The 23,095-nt window shown below is 67.3% G+C and carries 22 protein-coding genes and 2 pseudogenes; 12 read left to right on the forward strand and 12 right to left on the reverse strand.

All coding sequences use genetic code 11. From position 1 onward, the window contains the following. The first annotated feature begins 132 nt into the window (after positions 1 to 132). Positions 133 to 1,419 (forward strand): cytochrome P450 family protein, encoded by a 1,287-nt coding sequence (locus ADY59_RS13630; RefSeq protein WP_063780656.1) that lies wholly within the window; start codon positions 133 to 135, stop codon positions 1,417 to 1,419. Positions 1,420 to 1,819: 400 nt separating this feature from the next. Then, positions 1,820 to 2,869, forward strand: a complete 1,050-nt coding sequence (locus tag ADY59_RS13635) for a bacteriocin fulvocin C-related protein (protein WP_197093619.1) — start codon at positions 1,820 to 1,822, stop codon at positions 2,867 to 2,869. A 120-nt stretch (positions 2,870 to 2,989) separates the two neighbouring features. On the opposite strand, the gene ADY59_RS13640 is transcribed toward ADY59_RS13635, so the two are convergent. The 3 genes and pseudogenes from ADY59_RS13640 to ADY59_RS52535 form a co-directional block, all read right to left on the reverse strand. Beyond that, a complete protein-coding gene (locus tag ADY59_RS13640) occupies positions 2,990 to 3,301 on the reverse strand; it encodes an integrase core domain-containing protein (RefSeq protein ID WP_049562142.1) in 312 nt (103 codons plus the stop codon). Positions 3,302 to 3,462: 161 nt separating this feature from the next. Then, a pseudogene (locus ADY59_RS54015) lies at positions 3,463 to 3,525 on the reverse strand (hypothetical protein); the annotation flags it as partial. A gap of 456 nt (positions 3,526 to 3,981) precedes the next feature. Next, entirely contained in the window at positions 3,982 to 4,143 is a 162-nt protein-coding gene (locus ADY59_RS52535; RefSeq protein WP_231618706.1) for a hypothetical protein, read from the reverse strand. Between ADY59_RS52535 and ADY59_RS13645 the strand changes: the two are divergent. The 5 genes and pseudogenes from ADY59_RS13645 (at position 4,069) to ADY59_RS13660 (ending at position 10,129) form a co-directional block, all read left to right on the forward strand. After that, a pseudogene (locus ADY59_RS13645) lies at positions 4,069 to 6,946 on the forward strand (Tn3 family transposase). The gene ADY59_RS52535 and the pseudogene ADY59_RS13645 overlap by 75 nt on opposite strands. A 142-nt stretch (positions 6,947 to 7,088) precedes the next feature. Further along, entirely contained in the window at positions 7,089 to 8,369 is a 1,281-nt protein-coding gene (locus ADY59_RS49910; protein ID WP_156325471.1) for a DUF6236 family protein, read from the forward strand. 243 nt (positions 8,370 to 8,612) lie between these two features. Next, positions 8,613 to 8,936, forward strand: a complete 324-nt coding sequence (locus tag ADY59_RS52540) for a hypothetical protein (RefSeq protein WP_231618708.1) — start codon at positions 8,613 to 8,615, stop codon at positions 8,934 to 8,936. After that, the gene (locus ADY59_RS13655; protein ID WP_049562144.1) at positions 8,926 to 9,432 is read left to right on the forward strand and encodes a site-specific integrase; all 507 of its coding nucleotides are present in this window, start codon (positions 8,926 to 8,928) and stop codon (positions 9,430 to 9,432) included. Before ADY59_RS52540 ends, ADY59_RS13655 begins: the two co-directional genes overlap by 11 nt. 34 nt (positions 9,433 to 9,466) lie before the next feature. Continuing rightward, positions 9,467 to 10,129 carry a response regulator gene (locus ADY59_RS13660; protein WP_049562145.1) on the forward strand — a complete coding sequence of 221 codons (663 nt, stop codon included), beginning with the start codon at positions 9,467 to 9,469 and terminating at the stop codon, positions 10,127 to 10,129. Positions 10,130 to 10,184: 55 nt separating this feature from the next. Here the strand turns inward: ADY59_RS13660 and ADY59_RS13665 are convergent, their stop codons facing one another. Then, positions 10,185 to 10,955 carry an ABC transporter permease gene (locus ADY59_RS13665; RefSeq protein WP_049562146.1) on the reverse strand — a complete coding sequence of 257 codons (771 nt, stop codon included), beginning with the start codon at positions 10,953 to 10,955 and terminating at the stop codon, positions 10,185 to 10,187. After that, complete coding sequence (locus ADY59_RS13670; protein ID WP_049562147.1) at positions 10,952 to 11,857, reverse strand: ABC transporter ATP-binding protein; 906 nt, start codon at positions 11,855 to 11,857, stop codon at positions 10,952 to 10,954. Before ADY59_RS13670 ends, ADY59_RS13665 begins: the two co-directional genes overlap by 4 nt. Positions 11,858 to 11,967: 110 nt before the next feature. Between ADY59_RS13670 and ADY59_RS13675 the strand changes: the two genes are divergently transcribed. Continuing rightward, positions 11,968 to 13,287 (forward strand): sensor histidine kinase, encoded by a 1,320-nt coding sequence (locus ADY59_RS13675; RefSeq protein WP_049562148.1) that lies wholly within the window; start codon positions 11,968 to 11,970, stop codon positions 13,285 to 13,287. Positions 13,288 to 13,721: 434 nt separating this feature from the next. Here the strand turns inward: ADY59_RS13675 and ADY59_RS13680 are convergent, their stop codons facing one another. The 4 genes from ADY59_RS13680 to ADY59_RS13695 form a co-directional block, all read right to left on the reverse strand. Next, positions 13,722 to 14,906 carry a cytochrome P450 gene (locus ADY59_RS13680; protein WP_049562149.1) on the reverse strand — a complete coding sequence of 395 codons (1,185 nt, stop codon included), beginning with the start codon at positions 14,904 to 14,906 and terminating at the stop codon, positions 13,722 to 13,724. Between the two features lie 34 nt (positions 14,907 to 14,940). Next, positions 14,941 to 15,339 carry a hypothetical protein gene (locus tag ADY59_RS13685; RefSeq protein WP_049562150.1) on the reverse strand — a complete coding sequence of 133 codons (399 nt, stop codon included), beginning with the start codon at positions 15,337 to 15,339 and terminating at the stop codon, positions 14,941 to 14,943. Further along, entirely contained in the window at positions 15,336 to 16,082 is a 747-nt protein-coding gene (locus ADY59_RS13690; RefSeq protein ID WP_049562151.1) for an SDR family oxidoreductase, read from the reverse strand. The genes ADY59_RS13685 and ADY59_RS13690 overlap by 4 nt, the downstream gene beginning before the upstream one ends. Positions 16,083 to 16,180: 98 nt before the next feature. Then, positions 16,181 to 17,071: an RNA polymerase sigma-70 factor gene (locus tag ADY59_RS13695; protein WP_049562185.1), complete on the reverse strand. Its 891-nt coding sequence runs from the start codon at positions 17,069 to 17,071 to the stop codon at positions 16,181 to 16,183. Between the two features lie 744 nt (positions 17,072 to 17,815). Here ADY59_RS13695 and ADY59_RS49920 point away from each other — a divergent pair. The 4 genes from ADY59_RS49920 to ADY59_RS13710 all read left to right on the forward strand — a co-directional run bounded on the left by ADY59_RS49920 (position 17,816) and on the right by ADY59_RS13710 (position 21,080). After that, a complete protein-coding gene (locus tag ADY59_RS49920) occupies positions 17,816 to 17,986 on the forward strand; it encodes a hypothetical protein (RefSeq protein WP_156325472.1) in 171 nt (56 codons plus the stop codon). Between the two features lie 181 nt (positions 17,987 to 18,167). Continuing rightward, positions 18,168 to 19,559 (forward strand): hypothetical protein, encoded by a 1,392-nt coding sequence (locus tag ADY59_RS13700; protein ID WP_156325473.1) that lies wholly within the window; start codon positions 18,168 to 18,170, stop codon positions 19,557 to 19,559. After that, positions 19,531 to 19,791: a hypothetical protein gene (locus ADY59_RS13705; RefSeq protein ID WP_049562154.1), complete on the forward strand. Its 261-nt coding sequence runs from the start codon at positions 19,531 to 19,533 to the stop codon at positions 19,789 to 19,791. Before ADY59_RS13700 ends, ADY59_RS13705 begins: the two co-directional genes overlap by 29 nt. 1,055 nt (positions 19,792 to 20,846) lie before the next feature. Continuing rightward, positions 20,847 to 21,080: a hypothetical protein gene (locus ADY59_RS13710; protein ID WP_049562155.1), complete on the forward strand. Its 234-nt coding sequence runs from the start codon at positions 20,847 to 20,849 to the stop codon at positions 21,078 to 21,080. A gap of 75 nt (positions 21,081 to 21,155) precedes the next feature. Here the strand turns inward: ADY59_RS13710 and ADY59_RS13715 are convergent, their stop codons facing one another. The 3 genes from ADY59_RS13715 to ADY59_RS49930 all read right to left on the reverse strand — a co-directional run bounded on the left by ADY59_RS13715 (position 21,156) and on the right by ADY59_RS49930 (position 23,021). After that, on the reverse strand, positions 21,156 to 21,500 hold the full coding sequence (locus ADY59_RS13715; protein ID WP_049562156.1) for a hypothetical protein: 345 nt from the start codon (positions 21,498 to 21,500) through the stop codon (positions 21,156 to 21,158). Between the two features lie 83 nt (positions 21,501 to 21,583). After that, positions 21,584 to 22,792, reverse strand: coding sequence for an iron-containing alcohol dehydrogenase (locus ADY59_RS13720; RefSeq protein ID WP_049562157.1), 1,209 nt, complete (start codon positions 22,790 to 22,792; stop codon positions 21,584 to 21,586). Then, complete coding sequence (locus ADY59_RS49930; RefSeq protein WP_156325475.1) at positions 22,785 to 23,021, reverse strand: hypothetical protein; 237 nt, start codon at positions 23,019 to 23,021, stop codon at positions 22,785 to 22,787. The genes ADY59_RS13720 and ADY59_RS49930 overlap by 8 nt, the downstream gene beginning before the upstream one ends. Between the last annotated feature and the right edge of the window lie 74 nt (positions 23,022 to 23,095).

The following is a 23,095-nucleotide window of genomic DNA, read 5'->3' on the forward strand; positions in this document are numbered from 1 at the left end:
GGTCCCGCCCACCCGAAAACTACTTAGTGTAGTCAATACGTTACAATATGAGTTGTATGTCCCGCTGTACGCAGCGCGGGGCATCCACCTGCGGCACACGGCGGGTAACCCACGACAACGGAGGGCACACCGATGGACACGTCACCACAGCCGGCTCCGGAGGTGACACCACCCGCCCCGGTGGTCATCGACATCCGGATGCGTGACCTGCACGGGCAGAACGAACGCCTGCGCGAGAGCGCGCCGCTCCTCGAAGTCGAACTGCCCGGCGGGGTGCGCGCCTGGGCGGTGACCCGCCACGACGCCCTGCAGCAGGTGCTCACCCACCAGGATCTGTCCAAGGAACTGCGTCACTGGTCGGCCTGGGCGCGGGGCGAGGTGCCGGCCGACTGGCCGCTCAACAACATCATCACCGCCCGCTCCATGGTCACCGCCGAAGGCGAGGAGCACCAGCGCCTGCGGCGGCTGGTGAGCAGGGCTTTCACCGCCCGGCACGTGCAGGAGCTGCGCCCGCGCATCGAGACGCTCACCGGCGAGCTCCTCTCCCACCTGGCCGGCCTGCCGCCCGGCCCCGTGAACCTGCGCCGCGAGTACGCCTATCCGCTGCCCAGGAACGTCATCTGCGAGCTGGTCGGCATTCCCCGCTCCTGGCACGCCGACCTGCACAAGCTCACGGACCGGCTGGTACGCGTCACCGACGCCCCCGACTACGCCGACACCCGGATGCGGACGCTGCGCGAGCTGTTCGGCGAGGTGATCGCACTGCGCCGGCGCGAACCCGGCGACGACCTGACCAGCGCCCTGATCGCGGTGCGCGGCGAACAGGGCGACCGGCTCACCGAGCCCGAACTGCACGACATGGTCATGACGATGTTCATCGCCGGGCACGAGACCACCATCAACCTCATCACCAACGCTGTACGCGCCCTGCTGTCGCATCCCGGCCAGCTCGCCCTGCTGCGCAGCGGCGCGATGCCCTGGAGTGCGGCGGTGGAGGAGACCCTGCGCTGGGACTCCCCCGTGGCCTACTTCCCGATGCGCTACGCGATCCGCGACACCGAGATCGACGGCGTACGGTTGCGGGCCGGCGATGCCGTCCTGGCCTGCTACGCCGCCGTCGGCCGCGACCCCGGCCACTACGGCGAGCGGGCCGCGCGCTTCGAACTGTCCGACCCGCCGGCCGACCACCTGTCCTTCGGCCACGGCGAGCACTTCTGTGTGGGCGCCGCCCTGGCCCGGCTGGAGGCCGAGGTCGCCCTGAGCAAACTGTTCGAGGCCTTTCCCGGCCTCACCCTGGCCGCCGCACCACACCAGCTGGAGCCGCTGGCCACCTCACTGAGCAACAGCAGCCAGACCCTGCCGGTCCTGCTCTCCCCGCGGGAGAACGGGAACCGCGCGGGTCAGGCCCGCTTTCCGTGAGCCTTCGTCAATTCATGAACAGCGAGCCGTCCCAGCGGATGATGAGCTCCTTGATGGTTCGTCACAATGACTAATGCTGTCACGATCATGATGTGATCAGCTGTCTCCCGCACGGGAATTGCGCGGCGTGGAGAATGAAGAGGTCTGTTCCGGCCACTGATCGTACGATCACCGCCATAGGTGCCGCCGCCCGTTACGGATCGTCCTGAGTTTGGCCTGGTGAGCCTGACGTGCGGCCGAATTTCTCGCCGCCCCTTGACAGCGGACGCCCCTGACTGCCGTTCCGCGCCCGTAGGGGCCTGCCACCCAGTGGCAGCGATATGGCGGTATTCGGCAAAATACCGCCTGCCGCCGAATTTACCCAGGAGGTAGTCTCGCCTTCGAGATGGGCCTCTCCGCAATGACGCTCTATTTCGATGAGGGCCTTGACCGTCACAGGCATATGCCAGCCAATCAGGAGGCGCCGATGCACAAAGTCGACATCCGCTGGATTCTCGCATTCGATGCTTCGTGCGGCCAGTGTCAGCACATTTCCGGGATCATCGGAGACGCTGCCGCGCAGCGTCTCGAAGTGCTGCCGCTGCAGAACAAGGAAATACAGCAGTTACGGGAACAGCAGCTCGGGCCTGAGGCTCCATGGGCTCCCACGGTCATCGCGACAGATGGCACCTCCATCAGGATCTGGACCGGCCGGGCGATCATGCTTCCCCTCCTGCGCCAATTGGGGATCCGTCCCGCGATGCGCGTCATCGCCGCACTGGGCGACATGCGGCATGGAGCACGGGCCGCGGCGAAGAATGACGGCACGTTCATCAACAGAAGCCACTTCCTGCGCCTCGGAGCGGGTACGGCGGTCGCGGTCGGCCTCGCGCTCACGGGCAGGACACCTGCCTTCGCCACAGCCCCGGACTCCTCCGCCGCGTACAAGTGGGTCGAGGCCAACAGGGCCAACCTGCCGCAGGCCTACAACGACGTCGCCGCCCATCCCATGACGTATCGCAAGGCGATCTGGCAGGCTTCCTCTCCCGAGGTCAGAAGCCGTCTGTGGGTAGAGCAACTCCAGCGGTACCGGACGACGCATCCCGATCTCACCAAGGCGCAGCAGCAGGTTCTCGACGACGCGATGGCAATTGTGTCGGATCCGGGCGCGTTCGCCTTCGGCACGCCTGAAGCGGCCGCCGCTCGCGCCAGAAGCGAGGGTTTTGAGGAGTCCGCCACTGCGGCTTTCGGCCACCACGAGGCACTTGGCCTGTTCGCGACTCTGGGCCCCGCCGACTCGGCGATCTCCGCCGACGCCGGTTGCGGCTGCTCCGTGACAAGTGATTGGTGCAGTAACGACGGCTCACGCTACTGCTGTGGATACGTGTTCAGCGGCTGCGGCTGCGAGCGGTCTGATTCAGGCTGCGGCAGATTCTGGTCGTACCCATGCGATGGGGTGTGCAGAAGCTGACAACGTAGTGAGTGGCCGCGTCCCCGTCGAGTGGTGGAGCTCCAGCCCTCAACGAAGGTGAGCCATCGCGTGAGCTGAGAGGCCATGGAGATTCCGGACAGCCCGTCTTATGGGCGTATCTTATGCGGCCGTTTGGGTCGAATGGGACTCGTTGAGTACCTTCAGGGGTGTCCGGTAGCCGAGCGACGAGTGCAGGCGCCGGTGGTTGCAGAAGCCGTCGATGTAGCGGATGGCCTGCCGTGGTGCCGGGGTCCTGGTGGTGAAGATGAAGCGGTGCAGCCATTCGTTCTTGAGCGCGGAGAAAAACGACTCGGCCATCGCATTGTCGTAGCAGACGCCGGTGCGGCCGACCGAGCGGTGGATGCCCTGGCCGGTAAGGAAGCGGCCGAACTCGTCACTGGTGTAGTTCCTGGGTTCAACCTGTCGTTGCAACACCGGCTCGTTGGATCGAGCGTAGCTGCTCGTCGAACACCTCGGCGGGGGTGCGCCGGCCGAGGATCTTGCGGGGCCGGTTGTCGAGCGCAAGGGCGACGGCTTCGAGGTCGTCCGGTGTAGCGGGCGAGCTTGGCTGAGCTGGTGAAACGGGTGATGTCCCCGATCTCGGAGATCAGGACCGCCGCAGGGTTGTGGCTGATGCCGGTGATCTCCATGGACATCCTCCCGGGGACGAGACACCGCGTCCATGTTCATCACGGCCGCTTGCCCCATTCCGCGTCCTTCCCGGGGCCGGAGGCCGGGCGAGTGAGGCAGCCGCTCCCCCGCTGCCGGGATCGGCAACGTCCTCCAACATCCTCCTCTCCACCCGTTCGCCTCCTCCGGCACCCACGTTTCTGACCCGCGATAAGGAAGGTTATCAGGAGTCAGATCATTTGGTCTGACCGTTTGCGAACGTACGAAAAACTCCGTTCGCACGATACGAACGCTGCTCTGCCGCTTGTGGGCCTGCCGTTAAGGACGCTGTCACCAAGTACACGCGAGCGTGTTGAGGCTGGTCAGTGAGGTCCTCGTCGCCTTCTATCGGATCTTTCGCGAAATCCGAGACGTACGCGGTCGCGTACGGTCAGTATTGATCCGATCTCGGGGGGTTTGGTTCTGCGGCGGTCAGGTGGCCGTCAGCCCGCGAGAAGGCCGGATGCGACGTGGCGCGTGTCGTCGATGAAGACGAGTTGGTCGGGAACTGGACTCTCCTCGATGAGGAGATGGCGCTGCTGGCGGGGCGGCGAGGGCCGACGAAGCTGGCCTTCGCGTTGATGCTGAAGTTTCATCAGCTCCATGGCCGGTTCCCTCGTGGCCGGACTGAATTGGCCGATGACTGATATCCGGAAGTTCACCGGTTTCCGCGAGTGCGGGGTGGACGATGCCGAGAAGGCAGCCGAGTGGCTGGCCGGCAACATCTGCAAGGCCGAGCGGCGCCCTGATCGGGTCTGTGTTGCACTCTTGAACCATCTGGAGGAAGAGCAGATCGAGCCGCCGTCCAAGCTTCGGCTGCTGCGGATCGTCGGCTCGGGGCTTGATCAGGCCGAGAAGACCCTGACGTTACGGATCGCCTCGCGGATCCCGGCGGAGGTGGTCGAGCGAATGCTCACGTTGATCGCGCGGCGCGAGGGTCAAAGCGACGACGATGACGGTGACGTCGACGACCCCGATGAGGCCTCCTCGGGCCAGTCTAAGGCGGCCCGGGAACAAGAAGACCAGAGCGAAGCGGAGCCCGAGGAGGCAAGCCCCGAGGGCGCGGACGTGTTCGCGGCGATCCGGGAGGAGCTCGGCAACGTCAGCGTCAAGACCATGGAACGGGAGGCATTCAAGCTCGGAGCGATCGAGGCCGTCGGGCTACCTGAGAGTCTGATCAACGATGTCGCGCCGGGCGTGCTGCTGGCCTGGCGAGCCCGGGTCGCGGCCGAGGCGCCCAGCCATCTGCGGGCGCATCCCGACGAGATCAAGGTGACGTTGCTGGCCGCGTACCTGTATTGCCGCCGACGGGAGACCATCGATGCGCTGGTCGATCTGCTGATCACCACGGTGCAGCGGATCAACGCCCGAGCCGACACCAAGGTGACCGAGGAGTTCGTCGCCGAGCTCAAGCGCGTCTCGGGCAAGGAGAACATCTTGTTCAAGTTGACCCAGGCCGCGCTCGAAGCTCCGGACGAGACGGTCAGCGAGGTGATCTACCCGGTGGTGCCCGGCGGGGTGGACACCCTGGTAGCGCTGTGGCACGAGTACCAGGCCAAGGGCAGCACCCACCGCCAGCATCGGCAACGGGTGTTCAAGGCCTCCTACACCAACCACTACCGGACCGGCCTCATCCAGATCCTGGAGGCGCTGGAATTCGGGTCCACCAACACCGTGCACGCCCCGATGATGACCGCCCTGGCCCTGATCAAGCGGTACAAGAGCGAGCGCACCAACCACACCAAGTACTACGCCACCGGCGAGACCGTCCCCGTTGAGCAGATCAACCCCGCGGAGCTGGCCGAGCTGATGTACCGCACCGACAAGGCGGGCCGTCGGCGGATCCTGCGCAGCGTGTACGAGTGCGGGGTGTTCCAGACCCTGCGCGACAAGCTGCGCTGCAAGGAGATCTGGGTTCACGGAGCGCTCAAGTGGCGCAACCCCGACGACGACCTGCCCCAGGACTACGAGGAGCGCCGCGTCGAGAACTACGCCAAGCTCCGCAAGCCCCTGGACGCCAGGCGGTTCACCGGCGATCTGCCGTGGCTGCGGATCGTCGAGCGCAATAAGGGCGGCGCTATCCTGCTCACCCCGCTGGAGCCGCTCCCCGAACCCCGCAACCTGCGCAAGCTCAAGGCCGCGGTCCGCCAGCGGTGGGGCGTGGTGCCGTTGCTGGACATGTTCACCGAGACGGCGCTGCGGACCGGCTGCCTGGACGGCCTGATCCCGGCCGGGACCCGCATCGGCATGGAGCCGCGCGAGTTCTTCGAGCGGATGCTGTTGGTGATCTACGCCTACGGCACCGGCGCCGGGATCCGCTCGGTCGCCTCCGGCGAGCACCCCTATTCGGAGGAGGACCTGCGCTACTCCCGGCACCGCTTTCTGTCGGTCGCCGGGGCGCGGCAGGTGGCCAAGGTGATCGCCAACGCCACCTTCGCCGCCCGCCAGAGCTGGCTGTGGGGTGAAGGAACCACTGCGGTAGCCTCCGACTCCACACACTTTTCCGCCTTCGATCAGAACATCTTCACTGAGTACCACTCGCGGTACAAGCGGGCCAAGCGGGGCGTGCTGATCTACTGGACGGTCGAGACGTGCGGCTCGATGGCCATCTACAGCCAGCATCTGACCTGCTCGGCGTCGGAGGTGCACGCCATGGTCGAGGGCGCGATGCGGCACGAGACGAACATGGCCGTGGAGACCAACTATGTCGATTCCCACGGCGCTTCGATTATCGGGTTCGGCGTGACCAGATTGCTGAACTTCGACCTGGTCGCCCGGTTCAAGCAGATCAACATCATGAAGCTGTACCTGCCCGGCAAGGGTGACCGCTTCGCCTACCCGATGCTCGGGCCGGCCCTGACTCGGCCGATCAGGCCCGAACTCATCGAGAACGACTACGACCTGATGATCAAGTATGCGACGGCGATCCGGCAGGGCACCGCCTCCACTGAGGCCCTGCTGCGCCGCTTCACCGGGGAGACCACTCATCCGGCCTACTCGGCGATGTATGAGGTCGGCTGCGCTCAGCGCACCATTTTCCTGTCTCGTTGGCTGCGAGATCGCGATCTTCAGCACGAGACCGAGTCCGGGCTGAACGTGGTGGAGAACTACAACGGAGTCAACGACTACATCAGATTCGGCAAGCGAGGCGAGCTGGCCTCCAACCGGCGCGAGGAGCAGGAACTCGGCATGCTCTGCTTGATGATCTCGCAAGGCTGCCTCGCCTACATAAATACCCTCATGATTCAAGACACCGTGGCCGAACCCGCGTGGGCCGACGTGCTGACCGATGTCGATCGGCGTGGCCTCACCCCGCTCTTCCATACCAACATGACTCCGTACGGGACAGTACAACTGCGGCCCGATCAGCGACTGGACTTGACCGGATTTCCTGTCGTTGAGAGCTGAAGTGGCAGGGAAGTGAAGCTTCGTCGACTTCACGCAGAGGACATGGCTTCGACGTCTCAGGGAATAAGTATCCCCCTGAGACGGATTTCACTCATCCGAATTACAGCACAGCCCCATCTAGAATGGTGACGAGGTGAACAATATGACAGAAGCGTCTTCAGGACCAGGCTACCGCCGACATGGTCTGTACTATCCGTATTTCCACATCGATAATGAACGGTGGCTGAAGGTCGCCGCGTTGTACTGGCCGAAGCTGATTCGAGTCATCCCCGATGGCTATCCGATGCGAGACAGCGATGCCGTACAGGCCCTTTCTGATGACTTCATACTGCGCCAGTCGCCGGGTCCGTCAGTGGAAGCGGTAGCACCGCTGTTTCTGGATCTTGTTGAACGATATGCCACCCAGCTGCGCCACTACACCAAGCACGAGATCTGGCCCCAATCGGACATGCATGTCGGCGCTTCACCGTTCCAGCGGCCTCCTTATCGTTGTGGGCCACCTGGGACAGTAGAGATTCTTCCCGCGCGTGACCTGCGCGAGCTAAGACCAACGGTGGCTCCTCGGATGGCTGCAGTGCATGTTGCCGAGATGGCCCCCGCAGTTCAGGAAGCGCTGCAGAGCGCCGGATTGGCTACTGTTCACACAAGCCACACCCCAGTGGAAGCCACCTGGGTGGTGATGAATCCCATGCTCGTCGGGGTTTACAAGAGCGTGTTGGCCGAAGATTTTGCCGGAGCCAACACGCTGCAACCTACCACCGACCAGAATATCGCCTATGCGGTGGCGAATCATTGGACTGCCGACCGTATCGCGGCTGTGTTATGTGGAGAGCCCGCTGAGCGAAGTCGTCCGGGATCGGACGAACTGGCTGAGACGTTGGCTTTTCTCGCCCTGGACCTGGTGGTACCCGCTGACCTCCATAAAGTCCCCATCCAGAAGATTATCGATCTCCGCGAGCATTATGGCGCGGAATTCTTGGCCTTTGGCCAGGCAGTCGACCAAACAGCAGAAGAGATCACCTCTCTATCAAGCATCAGAGACCGAGGCGTGATCGATGACTATCTCCGTGACGTCGTCAACTGGCGCTTTGCCGAGCCCCTCAAGGACTTACGGCAAATGATAAAAGCATTGACCGGTGACGCAATAACGATGGCCATCAACGTCAAGACCGAAATTCCAGCCGCCGCCGTCTTGGCCGGCGGAGCATGGATGGCCGGGCACCCCGTCCTAGCCGGAGCAGGCGCCGCCGCCATCGGACTGCTATCCATGCGCCGCAGCATCCGCCAACAACGCGACACCCTGCTTCGATCGGCACCCGTGCCCAGTTTCCTGCTTCACACTGAGGCCCGTCTCCGACCACGTGAACTGTTGGGCCAAGTCGTCCATCAAGTGGCACGGCTGGCCGGGACCAGCGTCGGGTGAGCGAGTCGATGTGACAGGGAAGTGACGATTCCCTGTCACATCGAGAGTTCTTGAGGAGTTCCCACCAGGGACGCGCCTGTGCACCTCTAGCCTCGATCTTTCTCGACCTTGAGTTGGTCGGCTGAGATCTTCGGCTGGAGGTCGATTGCGTCGCTGTGGCCAGCGTGGGTGCCCGGCTGTCGCGCCGGGTGGGCGGGGCTCCACGGGCCCGAGGGTCCCTTCCTGGTTCGTGGGGATGGTTTCGTGCTGGTCAGGTCGGCGCTGGCAGGGCTTGGAGCCGAGCCAGGGCGGTCAGGAGTGTGCCGGCCCAGGGCCATCGCGTGGCAATGGGCAGGCGCAGGCGACGGCTACCGCGCACCAGGCGTCCGGCGACGGCGAGCAGGCGTAACCGCCCACTATGGCCGGATCTTCAAGACGCTGCATCTGCTGCAGTTCATCGCCGACGTCACCTCCTGGCTCACCTGGTGCCAGACCAAGAAGCACTGGACCGCCCCGGCGGTCCCGGCCGACGCTGAACGCCGCAAGAAGAGCGCCGACGAGACCCGCGCTGTGGAGGATGCTCTATGAAACGGCGGCCAGAGCGGCGGAAATTCTCGCGCTGAACGTCGAGGACCTCGACCTGGAGCACCGCCGCGCCCCCGTCCGCTCCAAGGGCGGCGCCATCGAATGGGTGTACTGGGACAGTGGCACCGCTCACCTGCTGCCCCGGCTGCTCCGCCTCCCGGACGGCAGCACCCGTACGCACGGTCCGCTGTTCCTGTCCGAACGCCGCCCCGTCCCCGCCCGCCGACCGGCCGCCGCCGACATCTGCCCGCACACCGGCCGCGCCCGCCTCGGCTACGACCGCGCCCGCGTCCTGCTCGACAAGCACGCCAGCCTCGACCTGCATCAGCTACGCCACTCCGCGGCCACCCACCTCGGCGACGCCGAGGTACCGCTGCAGCTCATCATGGGCAAGACCCGGCACAAGAACCCCCGCACCACCATGCGCTATGTCAAACCCGGAGCCGAAGCCATCGCCAAGGTCACCGAAGTCCTCGCGCCCCGCCGCCGTACCCACTGATCAGGAACTTCTCCGCGCGAGTACGGTGTGAGCTGTGATCCGGGTGCTGCTGGCCGACGACGAGGCGATGATCCGCGCCGGGGTACGGGCGATCCTGAGCGCGGCCCCGGACGTGGAGGTGGTCGCCGAGGCGGCGGACGGCCACCAGGCCGTCGAGCAGGCCCGCGCATACCGTCCGGACGTCGTCCTGCTGGATATCCGCATGCCGGTCCTGGACGGGTTGAGCGCTGCGGCGGAACTTCGGCGGGTGGTGCCGGAGACGGCGGTGGTGATGCTGACGACGTTCGGCGAGGACGAGTACGTGGCCACCGCCCTGGAGGCAGGGGTGTCGGGGTTTCTGCTCAAGTCCGGCGACCCGTACGAGCTGATGGCGGCGGTGCGCGCGACCCACGAGGGGGCGGCGTTCCTGTCGCCGCGGGTCGCCCGCCAGGTCATCGCCCAGTTGTCTGGTGAACTGATCGCTCGCCGGCAGGCCGCTCGCGCGAAGGTCGCGGTGCTCACCCCTCGGGAGCGGGACGTGCTGGCGCTGCTGGGTGTGGGGCTGAGCAATGTCGAGATCGGGCGCCGCCTCTTCCTGGTGGAGGGCACCGTCAAGGCGCACGTCTCGGCGCTGATGACACGCATGGGAGTACGCAACCGGGTGCAGGCCGCCGTCGTCGCACACGAGGCGGGCCTCGTCGCTGAAGAGGACGGCTGAGCGGCAAAGTCACGGGTGCCCCGGCAGCATGGACGTTTCCTGCCGGGGCGAAGTGTCAGGCGTCGCGGCTACGCAGCACCCCGATGCCCGCGACCACCGCCGCGACCGCCCAGGCGAGCAGGACCAGGACGTACTCCCAATGGCCGCTCATCAGCTGCCAGCCGGCCGGTGCGGGGGTCCAGCCGGCGAACGTGTCCAGAAACGGCGTGTTGAACCGCTCGGCGGCGAGGTGCAGCACCTCAGGCGCGACCAGCAGCAGCAGGACCATGCAGGTGAGCGCTCCGGCGGAGCGACGTGCCAGGGCTCCGACGCCCAGGGAGACGACCGCCAGCAGGCCGAGGTAGACCCCGGTGGCGGCCGCCTGCTCGGCCGCGTCGCCGAGGACGCGGGGCAGCTCGCCGTGGCGGGCCGCGGCAGTACCGATGCCCAGGGCGGCGGCGGCCGCTCCGAGTGCCAGACTCGCGATGCCGGTGACGACGGCCTTGGCGACCATCACCCGCCCGCGGAACGGTGTGGCGGCGAACGTGATTGTGATGGAGCGGGTAGCCAGCTCGCTCGTGATCACCAGGAGGCCGAACGCGGCCACGATGTACTGCCCGAAGTAGCTCACCGCCGTCAGCCCCACCGTAAGGGACCGCGACGCCGGGCCGCCGTCGCCGCCGTCCAGGACGGCCATGAGAAGGAGCAGGGCTGGCAGGCCGCCGGCGAACCACCACGTGGAACGCACGGTGAGCAGCTTGATCCGTTCGGCGGCGACGGCGTCGCGCAGGCCGAGCGGCCGGTGATCCTGGCGTACGGGGCGGGCGGGTGCGGTGGTCGCGGTCATCGGCCGGACTCCTTCGAGGCAGAGGGGAACTGGACCTCGTCGTCGGTCAACCGCATGTAGGTGTCCTCCAGCGAGGGGCCGAGGGCCTCGAGGCCGTGGATCTCGAGCCCGAGCGCGAAGGCTCTGGCCCCTACTTCCTGCGGCGGCGCGCCGAATACGAGCAGGGCGCCGTCGTCGTCGAGCCGGGCGCCCTCGAAGACGTCGGCGAGAGGATGGAGAACGGGACCACGCACGCGGCTGCCCGCCCTCGATGCGGCGAGCAGGTCACGCATGGATTCCTCGGCGATCAGGCGGCCACGGCCGAGCACGACCACGCGATCGGCGGTCTGCTCCATCTCGCTCATTAGGTGCGAAGAGACGAATATGGTGCGGCCCTCGGCGGCCAGCGACCGCAGCAGGGTGCGAATCCACCGCACCCCGTCGGGATCCAGGCCGTTGACGGGTTCGTCGAGCATGAGGATCTGCGGGTCGCCGAGCAGCGCGGCCGCGATGCCCAGGCGCTGGCTCATGCCCAGGGAGTACGTGCCCGCCCGCCGGTCAGCGGCGGTCGTCATGCCGACCAGCTCCAGGACCTCCCCCACCCGGGCGGCGGGGATGCGCTGAGAGCGGGCCAGCGCGCGCAGGTGGTCGCGGCCGGTGCGACCGGGATGCACAGCGTTGGCGTCCAGCAGGGCGCCGATCGTGCGCAGCGGGTGGCTCAGCCGGGCATACGGCTTGCCGTCGATCAGAGCGGTACCGCTGGTGGGCGCGTCGAGGCCGAGGATCACGCGCATCGTGGTGGACTTGCCGGCGCCGTTGGGGCCGAGGAACCCGGTCACGTGGCCCGGCTGCAGCTCGAGGTTCAGGCCGTCCACGGCCGTCACAGGGCCGTAGCGTTTTGTCATGTCGATCAGGCGGATCATGCGTTGGACGCTATGGATCGGTCCTGCCCGCACGAATGAGTCCATCGGCAGGGGCCACCCCTGACTTTCGTCAGGAGTCCGTGAGGGGGCCTGCCCGTAGCGTATACATTGTGAACGTTCTGACGTCGTCGCGTGGCCGCCAGGCCGGCATGGACCTGCTGCTGGGGCTCATGACCGTCGCCTCGCTGTGGCTGTCGGACGACCCGCTGCCTGAACACGCGTGGACCGGCATGACGACGCTGCGGGTGTCCGGCACCGTGCTCCTGTGCGTCGCGGCGGCGACCTGGCGCAGGTGGCCGCTGCTGGCTGCCGCGCTCCCCCTGGTGCTGGGCACGGTCGTCGCCGGGGACGTCTACGTGTCGCAGCTCATGCCGGCCGTCATCCTGTTCTCCTTCCTGCTGGGGCGGCGCACCGCTGGCCGTTCCGCCGGGACGCAGGTCGCCGCACTGGTCGCGGTCGCCGCCATCGCGCTGGCTTTCGCGTCCGGGCACGGGACCGGCGGGGATTGGTTCTCCGCCGCTTCCACTTTGCTGGTCATGGTCGTGGTCCCGTGGGCGGTGGGCCAGTACTTGCGCCTGCAGGCCGACCTGGCGACCGCCGGATTCGAGCTCGCCGCCCGCCTTGAGCACGAGCAGGCGCGGGCCACCAGGCGGGAACGGCTGCGCGAGCGGGCCCGCATCGCCTCGGACATGCACGATTCCCTGGGCCATGAGCTCAGCCTCCTGGCCGTGCGCGCCGCTGCCCTGCAGGTCGCCGCCGACACCGCCCCGGCGTTGCGGCAGTCTGCCGCTGAACTGCGCGAGTCCGCCGCCACGGCCACCGACCGGCTGCGACAGATCATCCGGGTGCTGCGTCAGGACGATGAGCACGCCCCGGTCGACCCGCTCGGCGGTTCCGTGGCCGCACTGGTGGAGCGGGCCTCGGCCTCCGGCGTGGACGTGCGCCTGGAGACCGGCCAGGAGGCGGAGGCCGGGCTGCCTGACCCGACCGCCCGGGCCGCCATCCGCGTCGTGCAGGAGGGGCTGACCAACGCGACCAAGTACGCCCCCGGATCTGTCGTCCGCGTGAGCTTGCACCGCACCAGCGACATGCTGGAGGTGACCGTCGCCAACGGGCGGGCGCACGGCATGCAGCAGATGCCGGCCGACCCGGCCGGATCTGGGTACGGGCTGGTCGGCCTGGACGAACGCATCCGCCTGGCCGGCGGCACGTTGCGTGCAGGTCCCGACGGCGACGGGTTCACGCTTACCGCCTGTCTGCCCGTGGACGCTCAGCAGGCCGCCGCGCCGTCGCCGGTTACTCGCCCGGAGCTGGCCCTGACCGGGGCGCGTCAGACGCTGCACCGCAGCCTGGTTACCACGTTCTGGGCGCCCACCGTTCTGGGCGTCGTCCTCGTTGCGGTGTTCCTGCTCCGGGGCGGAACGTTGTAATGGCTGCTTTGCCTCGAGTGGATGTCATTGATCTCCATCGTGTCGCTGCGAGGGAGGGCAGGCCCCCGGTCCGCTGGCCCTCGCCGTGAAGCCCGGCAACCCAGTAGTTCGGGGGCAGGAGTGCGTAGCGCCAGAATCCGGTCCGCTCCTCCCCGAAGGCCGACCCGAGCGACCCCGATCACTCCGAAGCGGCATGATCATCAAGCATTGATCTCGGACGGAAGATGACGACCGAGTCACCCGAGCAGGACGAGCGGACGCTGTGCCGTTACAGGGGTTGAGGAACCCAGGAACAGCAGTTGGCGGTGATAATGATCTTGATGTGGCAGGCAGTCCTGGTGGATTCGCGCTGGTCGAAGACCTCCGGCGGCGGACCTGACGCACTGGCCGCCGCCCATGCACCTGTCCCTGGTCGATGATGTTGTCCATGGTGCTTACCAGGTCACCGGGAGGGAGAGCACGCCGTTGACGGGTGCCAGCTCGCGGTAGCGCAGCTCCTCATGCGGCACGGCGAGCCGTAGCGTGGGAAATCGGCGCAGGAGGGCCGGCAGGGCGAGGCGGAGCTCCATGCGTGCCAGCTGCTGGCCGAGGCATTGGTGGATGCCGTGCCCGAAGGCGACGTGAGCGCTGGGGCGGCGGGTGACGTCGAAGGTGTCGGGCTCGGCCATCAGTGCCGGGTCACGGTTGGCCGAGGGCAGGGACACCGCCACCCGCTCGCCCTCGTGGATCACCTGGCCGGCCAGGGCGAACTCCTCGATCGCGGTGCGGATGGCGCCGTTGTTGACGATCGACAGGTAGCGGAGCATTTCCTCGATCGCGCCGTTGACCACCTCGGGATCCTCCCGCACCAGCGCGAGCTGGTCGGGGTGACGCAGCAGGAGCAGGGTGCCGAGGGCGAGCATGTTGGCCGTGGTTTCATGCCCGGCGATCAGCAGGAGATTGCCGATGCCGATCAGGTCGTCATCGCTGAGCTCGTCGCCGTGCTCCCGGACCAGCATGCCGAGGATGTCCGCGCCGGGGTTCTCGCGCTGAGCGGCCACCAGATCGCCCATGTAGGTGTGCATCTCCATGGCGTTGGCGAACTGCTCCTCCATGGTGAGGCTGAGGTCGAGCATGGTATCGCTGTGCCGTTGGAAGTCCGCGCGGTCCTCATACGGGACACCGAGCAGCTCGCAGATCACCAGTGACGGCAGCGGCAACGCGAAGGCGGTCATCAGGTCCACCGGCCCCCCGGCCTGTTCCATCCGGTCCAGGGCTTCGTCGACAAGCTCAACGAAGCGGGGGCGGAAAGCATTGATCCGCCGGACGGTGAACTCGCCGGTCAACAGTCGCCTGACGCGGGTGTGGTCGGGCGGGTCCATGGCCACCAGGAAGCCGGCCTGCTCGCCGATCAACTGCCTCAGCTTGGCGTCCGGGCGGCTGCTCAGGTGCGGGCAGGCGAGCGCTTCGCGGGCGGCGCCGTACCCGATGACCAGCCGGACGTCGACGAGGTCACCGGTCGGCAGGAGCGACTGGGAGGTCGAGACGGGATCGGTTTCACGCAGCCGGGCCAGCTCCGGGTCGGGGCTGAAGGGGCTGGCCGCGTCCCTGCGGATCGGCAACGGAACGTTCTCGGGCATAACAAAGACGCCTTTCTGCGGGAAGGTGGAGGAATTACGCCTTTTCGAGCCGGCTGGTGAGCGGAAGCAGCACCAGCGGGATCACGACAGCCGCCGTGAGTGCGGCCAGCAACGGCACGCGTTCGCCGGGCGTGAGATGGTGCAGCAGCTGGATGTGGATCACTAGGTGCGGCGCGGCGAACACCAGGTACACGGCGAGCGCCGTACGGACCATGCTCCGCCGTACGATGAAGAAGCTCACGCCCAGCACCACCGACGTAGCCAGGCTCATCGCGCCGTAGTCCATCATCAGATGCGCGTTGTACGGCATGCGCATCCCCACCCACGGAATATCGAAGAACGAGCGGGGCAACAACAGCGCCCAACTCCCCACGGCGAACTGCGCCACGGCGAGGAAGGCCAGGCCCGCCCGCAGCCAGGTGCGGGCGCTCATGCGGCGAGGAACTGCTCGAAGGTGATGCGTCCGTCGGCGTGCTCAGGGGTCAGATGTCCCCCTTCGCGGTAGCCGCGGATGCCGGCCCCCTGCATCGGCACCGACACCACCGGCCGGCGGCGGCTGGAGCGCGCGCGAGCGTAGGCGCGGGCCAGATCGGCGGCAGGGCGCACCTCGGGCCCGCCCATGTCCGGCACCCGGCCGGCCGGCGGCGCGCCGGCCAGCATGGCCAGGCGGGCGGCCACCTCACCGGCGTCGACGGGCTGGAAGCTGACCCCGCTGGGCATCACGATCGCCGGTAGCCACCACTGGCTCTTGCACATCCAGACGATGAGCTCGTGGAACTGGGTCGTACGCTGGATCGTCCACGGCAGGCCAGAGCGTTCCACGAGCTGCTCGCAGGCCAGCTTCGCCCGGTAGTAAGCCATGTCCACCCGGCCGACACCGACAATGGACACGTACACTAGATGCGGGCGCCCGGCACGCACCGCCATCTGGATGAGGTTGCGCGTGCCATCGATGTCCGCACGGCCATTACCGGTCGCGCAGTGGACGATCACACCGACGCCGTCGACCGCCTCCTCCAGGCCCTCACCGGTGAGTAGGTCACCGCCCCACGTCTGCTCATCCGATGGCGGCCTGCGGCTCAGCACGCGGACGGTATGACCGTCCGACAGAAGCTGTGGCACGAGCGCGCGGCCGAGCCGGCCGGTACCGCCCGTCACCAGGATCGGGTTCGTCACGGGTAGGAATCCTCCGTGGAGAGCGCGATACCGGTGTTCCGGCCTCGCGCGGCTGTCAGGTCACCGCCCACGCCGGGTCCGGCGTGGGCGGTCACCCGTTACGAACCGGATAGGGCTCCGGAATGTGACAACCGGAGCTTGTCGGGGTTGGCGATGATGCGGATCCTGCTGATCTGGCCGTTCGACATCTCCGGTACCAGCACGCCGACCAGTTCCTCGCCGGCCCGGGCCAGCAGCCCCAGTGCGCCGTTCACCTCCGCAGCCGACAGTCTCACCCCCTCACCGGCGATGCTCAGCGATCCCACCAAGTAGCGCGCCACCTGGGAGACGCCGGAGATGGGCCGCCGGGCAGCGCCGACCCTGCCGCCACCGTCCACCCACACGGTCACGTCCTCGGCCAGCACCTTCACCAACCCCGGCAGGTCCCCCTGCTGCGCGGCTGCCAGGAAGCTCTCCACCAGGTCGCGGCGGCGAGCCTGGTCCAATCGGCGATCGGAGCGACCACGCGCCTCGATCAGGCGCCGGCGAGCTCGGGTGTACAGCTGCCGGGAGTTCGCCTCGGAGGAGTTGATGACCTCGGCCGTCTCCCGATGGCTGTAGCCGAAGGCTTCGCGCAGGACGAACACCGCGCGCTCCACCGGGTTGAGCCTTTCCAGCAGCACCAGGAAGGCCATCGAGACGAACTCCCGCTGCTCGGCGCTGTCCAGCGGGCCCAAAGCACCGCCCGCGGTCAGCACCGGCTCCGGCAGCCAGAAACCGACACAGCTCTCCCTACGCGCACGCGCGGACGTCAACCGGTTCACGCACAGGTTGGTGGCGACCTTGGCCAGCCACGCCCACGGCGACGCGACAGCGCTCGCCTGATGCCAACGCAGGAAGGCGTCCTGGACGACGTCCTCGGCCTCCTCCGCCGAACCCAGCATGCGATAGGCCAACCCGAACAGCTTCGAGCGATGCCGCTCGAACTCCTCGACCGCATCAACTGTCACGCCCACCAGCCTCTCAGCCCCCTACGGGCCCGGTCGCCTGGAGGCCACGACCGGTCCGCTCGCCCTGCCGCAGCGATCGGGGACCGCGGAGCGAGTCGGGCCGGACCGCTTCCAGGTCGGTTCACGCTCCCCGGCCAGCCAGCTCAGCAGTCAATTCGCTCATTCGGAACGTGTTCGGAACACCTGTTGATCTTGCTTGTTCTGGACAGGGTTGGTGACATGGGTATGCGGGCATCGATGGTGCCCGCTGCCTCCGCATCAGGCCCGTCATGTCTTTCTCCTGAGCACGGCGTGGATCGGTTCGAGGCAAAGAAGGGCTCCCGTTACCGGCGGGAGCCCTTCTCCATGTTCGGTCCCGGCCGCCACCCCGTTCGGGACGCCGAGTCGAAACCTCACGGACGGCATTCCGGAAGGCCTGGCTCTCACCGGAATCCACTTCCGGACAGACCAGCACACCAAGCGAGCGTTCGGTAGTGCCGCTCCGAAAGAGCGATAACGAATCCCGGCCGTCCCGATATGCCGTGGCCTCTTGAACCCTCCGCACCACAAGACTGAGTCTGGCCTGAATCAGTTGCGCCCACTGGCCGGTAACCGGGGGCGCAAACAAAGAATCGCCGCGCTCACGAGAAGGGCGAAACACATCAAAATGGATACTCAGTCACTTATTCCGCACCGCCCGCAGGAAAGCGCCGGCCACAGCCGCCGCCGGCCCTCGGGACGCTACGTCCCGCCCACCGCATCGCCGTGCTGGTGATCGTGCTCGGCATCGTCATCACCTTGCTGGCACTGGGACACAGCACCACCGAGGCCCTCGGCCTGGTCCTGGCCACCGGTGCGGTCGCAGCCCAACTCATCGCCTGGCTGAGCGGCCAGAACCCCCCGCAGCAGCAGAGCCGGATCGAAGGGCGAGAATAATGCCCGGCCCCGATCCGACCCAATTCACCACCGCGGCCGAATTCCAGGAGGGTCTGCGCCCCCTGGTCGACCAGGCGATTTGACGGACCGTCAAATCGCCGAGCGGTCGAACGGCGAAATCGGCCCGACAACCGTCTGGACCAATCGTAGGAAACAAGACGGGCTGGCGTCACAGCACGCCGTGAAGCACATCGTCAGGGCATGCACCCCCGAGGGCGAGGCGGAGGGGGCAGAGACGCTGTGGCTCGCGGCCCACGAACGCATTCAGCGCAGCCCTGTCATCACCGGAGAAGACCCGGCGTCGTCACCGGCGGTGCCGAGCCCACCACCCCCACGGCCCACCCAACGGCCGGTCATCGCGAGCTTTGGGAACGCTCTGCGCAGCCATCCCAGGCGGAGGCTGGCGATCATGACCATGCTTGGGGTGGCCTTAGCCGCGATCGTGTCGGCCACCATCTCCTACAACAGCCACTGCAGCACCTTCGATACGGCCCTGAAGCGCACTTCGGACGGGCAGGAGTGTGTGGGAGCGATAGACCCGCAAGGCCGCCCCGAGGTGTTCGGCCCCAAGCTCGAACCCGTCATGAAGCTGATAGCCGAACAGGACGCCGAGGCGATGAAGGCCGGCCCTGGCAGCTACGTGACGGTCGCGTTCATGGGGCCGCTCACCTCTGACGAACCGCGGGTCGTCCACCAACTGGAGGGTGCCTACACCGCCCAGGCCAAGGAGAACGCTTCCGGGGACTACCCGAAGATCAGGCTCGTGGTAGCCAACCAGGGCGACAATGAGACGCATTGGGACGACGCCGTCTCGGCATTGCTGACCATGGTCGATGATCCCGATCGTCTGCTGGCGGTGGCCGGACTGGGACTGAGCCAAGAGGAGAGCGTGCTGGCGACCCGGAAGCTGGCCGCCAGCGGTATCCCCGTGATCGGGGACATCATCACCGCCGACGGATTCAACGCCACCGGGACGATCGACGGCAAAGACCCGATCCGCGGCCTGGTCCAGACGAGTCCCAACAACACCAGCCAGCTGAACGCAGAGGTGACCGACGTCGGCAGCGAGGACTACTACACCAAGTCCCTGGCCGAAGCATTCGAGAACCACCCCGACCTCAAGACCTACTTGCCGGCCAGCGGCCTGACCTTCCCCTTGGACCCCGAGGACGGGCGCAAAGCACTGAAAACCATCTCCAACACCCTGTGCGGGAAAGTCCTACCCGACATGGTGTTCTATGCCGCGCGCCAGAGCTCCCTGCCCACCTTCCTGGACCTGCTGCGACATCGCCCCTGCAGCCGCGAGCCCATCATCGTGATAACCGGCTCGGACGGCGCCGGGCTTCGCGGTCAGGACATCCCCGCGCTGAACGACCCGAACGCTCCCATCAGCGTCGTCTACGTCCCCTTGGCTGACCCGGCCCAGCTGGAAAGCGCCGGAAACCCCTACCGCCTCGGGTTTCAGACCCTTCAAGGAGTTCTTCACCCACCGCTTCCCGGCCGAGCACCTGGACACGGGGTGGGCCATCAAGTCTTACGACGCGGTGATCACCGCGGTCACCGCCATCCGTGAGGCCACCGAGAAGGGCGGAACACCCAATCCCGCGCTTTCCACCCTCTCCAACGTCCGCAACCAGCTCCAACTGTTCAGCGCCACCAACATCGTCCACGGCGCCAGCGGGGACTTCAACATCCACCCCGAGACCGGCGACAGAGTCCACGACGACGCCTACCCCCTCCAACCCAACCGCCTCCCTTCGCCCATCCCCACCTCGCAAGAACCCACACCGCACTCAACGCCCTAAAGAAGCCGCCAGGTAACGCAGCGTAAGTTCCGCAACGCCACGGCAGGTCCAGCCCGTAGCCGGGGCTTGAGCCATCCCCGGCTACAGCAGCATGACCACAGGCTCTTCGGCGGTGCTCGGCAACCACCCGCTGGGTGAGAGGGGCCCATCGGCGGGGAACGACCGGTTCGGGACGGATTCGATCAAGGGCGTCGCCGGCCGCCACGACGTGCCGACCGGGCAGGTTTAGGGCCTGCCGTCTTCGACCGCCAGGTCTTTCTCGGCCATTCCCAGCCTCAAGGTCATCGTCGGCGGGGCAGCCCGTCTTACGGTCCAGCGCGTCGTGGCGCCTATTCGGCCCTCAAGAACGGGCACCCGCTGATGGCCGGAGAACGCTCGCCTGTGGTGAGTGGCCCATCCTGGGCGCCGATCACCAGGCGATCCGTGACCTTGATCAGCTTCGGGAATAGGTATTCTCGGAAGTCAGTATTCGGTGGCGTTGGCCGACCGTTCAGAGCGCGGGTCATCGACGCGTGCAGGCGCGAAATCGGCTACACCCTGCACCAGCTGCGCCACTCCCGACTGACCCGACCTGGCGAGGACGGCTGTTCGTCGTCCATGCTCATGGCCCTGTCCGGCCACCGGAACCTGCGCACCCTGAGCATCTACGTCCAGCCCAGCACCGAAGCCGTCGCCGCCGCGCTCGCCGAGCACGACCCCGGCCGCCGACACCACTGACCCGCGCTACCCCGAAGGCAGAATCCCCCCATGACCCGACGGACACCGCACAACCCCTGGGACCGCTTCTTCGACCCCGCCAAGAAGCCACATGGACCGATATTGGTTGCCGCGGCTTCGGCACTGGACGACCTCACCGACCAGGACGATCTGGACCGGGTCGTCGCCGCGGTGCTCAGCAACGGCGTATCGCCCAACTCGCTGAACGTCGCATCACGGTCAAGTCCAGCATCTGCCCTTGCTGTCTGCGCGACTCCCGCGGCAACCTGCACCGCCGTCGGCACCGCGAGGAGCACCCGGGACTGTGCTACGTCGAAGAGCCCCACCAGGGTTCGGGCATGGTGGACCACTTGCGAGGCTGGTATCGCGACAAGAAGCTCATCGCCTTCACCCTGGAGCCCTACCACGAGGTCGACGCCGACGCCTTCCGCGCGGCCGGCCACGCTCTGGCCGAAGACGACCTCGTCATGTCCGTCTGCTCCTGCTGCGCGCTGCATTACCCAGGACAAACGCTCGCCATCATCATGCGCAAAGAAGACGGTCAGCCCATCCACCTGATCAACCACCTTTAGTCCTGGCAGCGCCAGCCGGCCGCACTGGCTATCAAGCGCGCTCCGACGTCACTACTCAGGCACCTCCTACCTGGGCTAACACCGCTCACGTGTACTTGGTGACAGCTTCCTTAACGGCAGCGACGTCTGCTGGGCGGCCGCTCGCCGGGCGCGCACCACGGCGCACGCCTCCCCCGTGGCCAACGCGCTGCTACGCGCCCAAGATCTGATAGCGCCTTCGCCGGCGGCCGGCGAGCAGCATCGGGGTCGCCCAGGAAAGCGCTGCGCGCTCAGCTCGCCGAGCTGAGCAGCGGCGCGCCGGCCCAGGTCGAGGTGGCCGAACAGGCCGCCGAGGAAGCCCGCATCACCGAACTGCAACGCCAGGCCGAGGACGGGCAGCGCGGGCTCACCGACCTCCGCCGCCAACTGCAGGAACAGCAAGCCCGGACAATCCCGATACCCGGGGGCAGGGATCTCGTCACGTGCAAGACCCGTCACCATCTCTGCTCCGGAGCCGGGACGTGTCAGGTCCGGTCCCCGGTCCAGGCCGCTTCGAGGATCGCGGTCAGGCTGGCGGTGTCGGTCGGGCCTGGATGGTTCTGGATCAAGCGGGTGACGCCACTGGCCATCTCCGCGAAGCGCGGGAGATCGGCGCGTGCCACACCGATGTCCGCCAAGGTGGTAGGGATGCCGATGTCGGCAAGGAGCCCGTCGAGCCAGGTGAGGAAGGTATCTGCGGCCTCGGCATCCGAGGCGTCGGTCACGTCGAGCCCGCACACCCCGGCGAGGATGGCCAACCGGTCGCCGATGGCGTCCCTGGCCGCGTCCAGCGCGTAGGGCAGCAGCAGCCCGACGCCCAGGCCGTGCGGCGTGTGGGTGGCTGCGCCGATGGGGTACTGGAGGGCGTGCGGAGCCGCGTTGCCTGCGTGCGAGAATGCGAGCCCGGCCAGCATGGACCCATAGGACATGTCCGCGCGCGCGTCCTTGTCGCCTCCGTCCCTGACGACATGGGGCAAGCTGCGGGCGATCCGCTCCGCGGCCAGGAGCGCGTAGTGATCGGTGATCGGGTTGCGGCCGAGGAAGACCTGCTCCACCGGGTCGCGCGGTCCGTGGGCCCGGGGTTGCGCGGTGTAGCTCTCCACCGCGTGACAAAACGCGTCGATGCCGGAGTGGGCAGTGACGGTCGCGGGGCAGGTGTAGGTGAGCTCTGGGTCGACGATGGCGAAGTCGGGCACGATGTGGACGCTGGAGACCCCCACCTTCAGCTCGCGGTCCGGGTCGGTCAGCACCGAGACGGGCGTGAGCTCGGAGCCGGTGCCTGATGTCGTCGGGACCGCGACGAGAGGAATCGTCGGCCCCGGCACCTTCGACTCGCCGTAGAAGTCGCGCGGCGTCCCGCCGTGGCGCCGGATGACGCCGACGATCTTGGCGAGGTCGATCACCGTGCCACCCCCGATGGCGAGGATTACGTCGGCGTCCACCTCTGCGGCGACCGAGACGGCCAGGGCGACATCGGCGAGTGGCACGTCCGGAGTCGCGTCGGCGAACACCCCGGCGACCGCGACCTTCTCCCGCACGGCGGCCACGATCTCCGCCACGGCCGGCTGCCCCAGAACAACCCGGTCGGTCACGATGAGTACTCGCGAGCCGCACTCGGCCACCACTCGTGGGATGTTCTGCGCGACCCCTTCGCCCACTATCAGCTGGCGTGGCCCGCGGACGGTCTCAAGCATGTCGGTGCCTCTCTGGAACGTCGGCGGTGATTTGCTGGGTGGACGTCCAGGTCACCGGCGAGACCGGGACCGGGTCGGCAAGGTCGGCTGCCGGGTGGCGCAGGCGCGCGCCGGGCTCCCAGGCTCGGTCGTGCCCGGACGCCCTCGGGTCCACCTCGATGAAGACGGCGCCCTTGGTGGGCAGGTCAGGCGGGTCGTTGCCTTTGGGACCGCCGACTGGGCTGATCACTCCATCCACCGCCGCGGCCGCTTCCGTGGCGCGCACACCGGCGGATTCGTGCCGACCATGGCCCTGGTCCCGCC

The organism is Nonomuraea sp. SBT364 (genome assembly GCF_001083785.1).
Taxonomy (GTDB): Bacteria; Actinomycetota; Actinomycetes; order Streptosporangiales; family Streptosporangiaceae; genus Nonomuraea.

Coding starts and splice junctions, on each gene's coding strand:
- ADY59_RS13710 (WP_049562155.1), top strand. CDS start 20,847: ATGGTGGACCACTTGCGAGGCTGGTATCGCGACAAGAAGCTCATCGCC.
- ADY59_RS13720 (WP_049562157.1), bottom strand. CDS start 22,792: ATGCTTGAGACCGTCCGCGGGCCACGCCAGCTGATAGTGGGCGAAGGG.
- ADY59_RS13665 (WP_049562146.1), bottom strand. CDS start 10,955: ATGACCGCGACCACCGCACCCGCCCGCCCCGTACGCCAGGATCACCGG.
- ADY59_RS13635 (WP_197093619.1), top strand. CDS start 1,820: ATGACGCTCTATTTCGATGAGGGCCTTGACCGTCACAGGCATATGCCA.
- ADY59_RS52535 (WP_231618706.1), bottom strand. CDS start 4,143: ATGGAGCTGATGAAACTTCAGCATCAACGCGAAGGCCAGCTTCGTCGG.
- ADY59_RS13680 (WP_049562149.1), bottom strand. CDS start 14,906: ATGCCCGAGAACGTTCCGTTGCCGATCCGCAGGGACGCGGCCAGCCCC.
- ADY59_RS13655 (WP_049562144.1), top strand. CDS start 8,926: ATGCTCTATGAAACGGCGGCCAGAGCGGCGGAAATTCTCGCGCTGAAC.
- ADY59_RS13630 (WP_063780656.1), top strand. CDS start 133: ATGGACACGTCACCACAGCCGGCTCCGGAGGTGACACCACCCGCCCCG.
- ADY59_RS13685 (WP_049562150.1), bottom strand. CDS start 15,339: ATGAGCGCCCGCACCTGGCTGCGGGCGGGCCTGGCCTTCCTCGCCGTG.
- ADY59_RS49910 (WP_156325471.1), top strand. CDS start 7,089: ATGACAGAAGCGTCTTCAGGACCAGGCTACCGCCGACATGGTCTGTAC.
- ADY59_RS13670 (WP_049562147.1), bottom strand. CDS start 11,857: ATGATCCGCCTGATCGACATGACAAAACGCTACGGCCCTGTGACGGCC.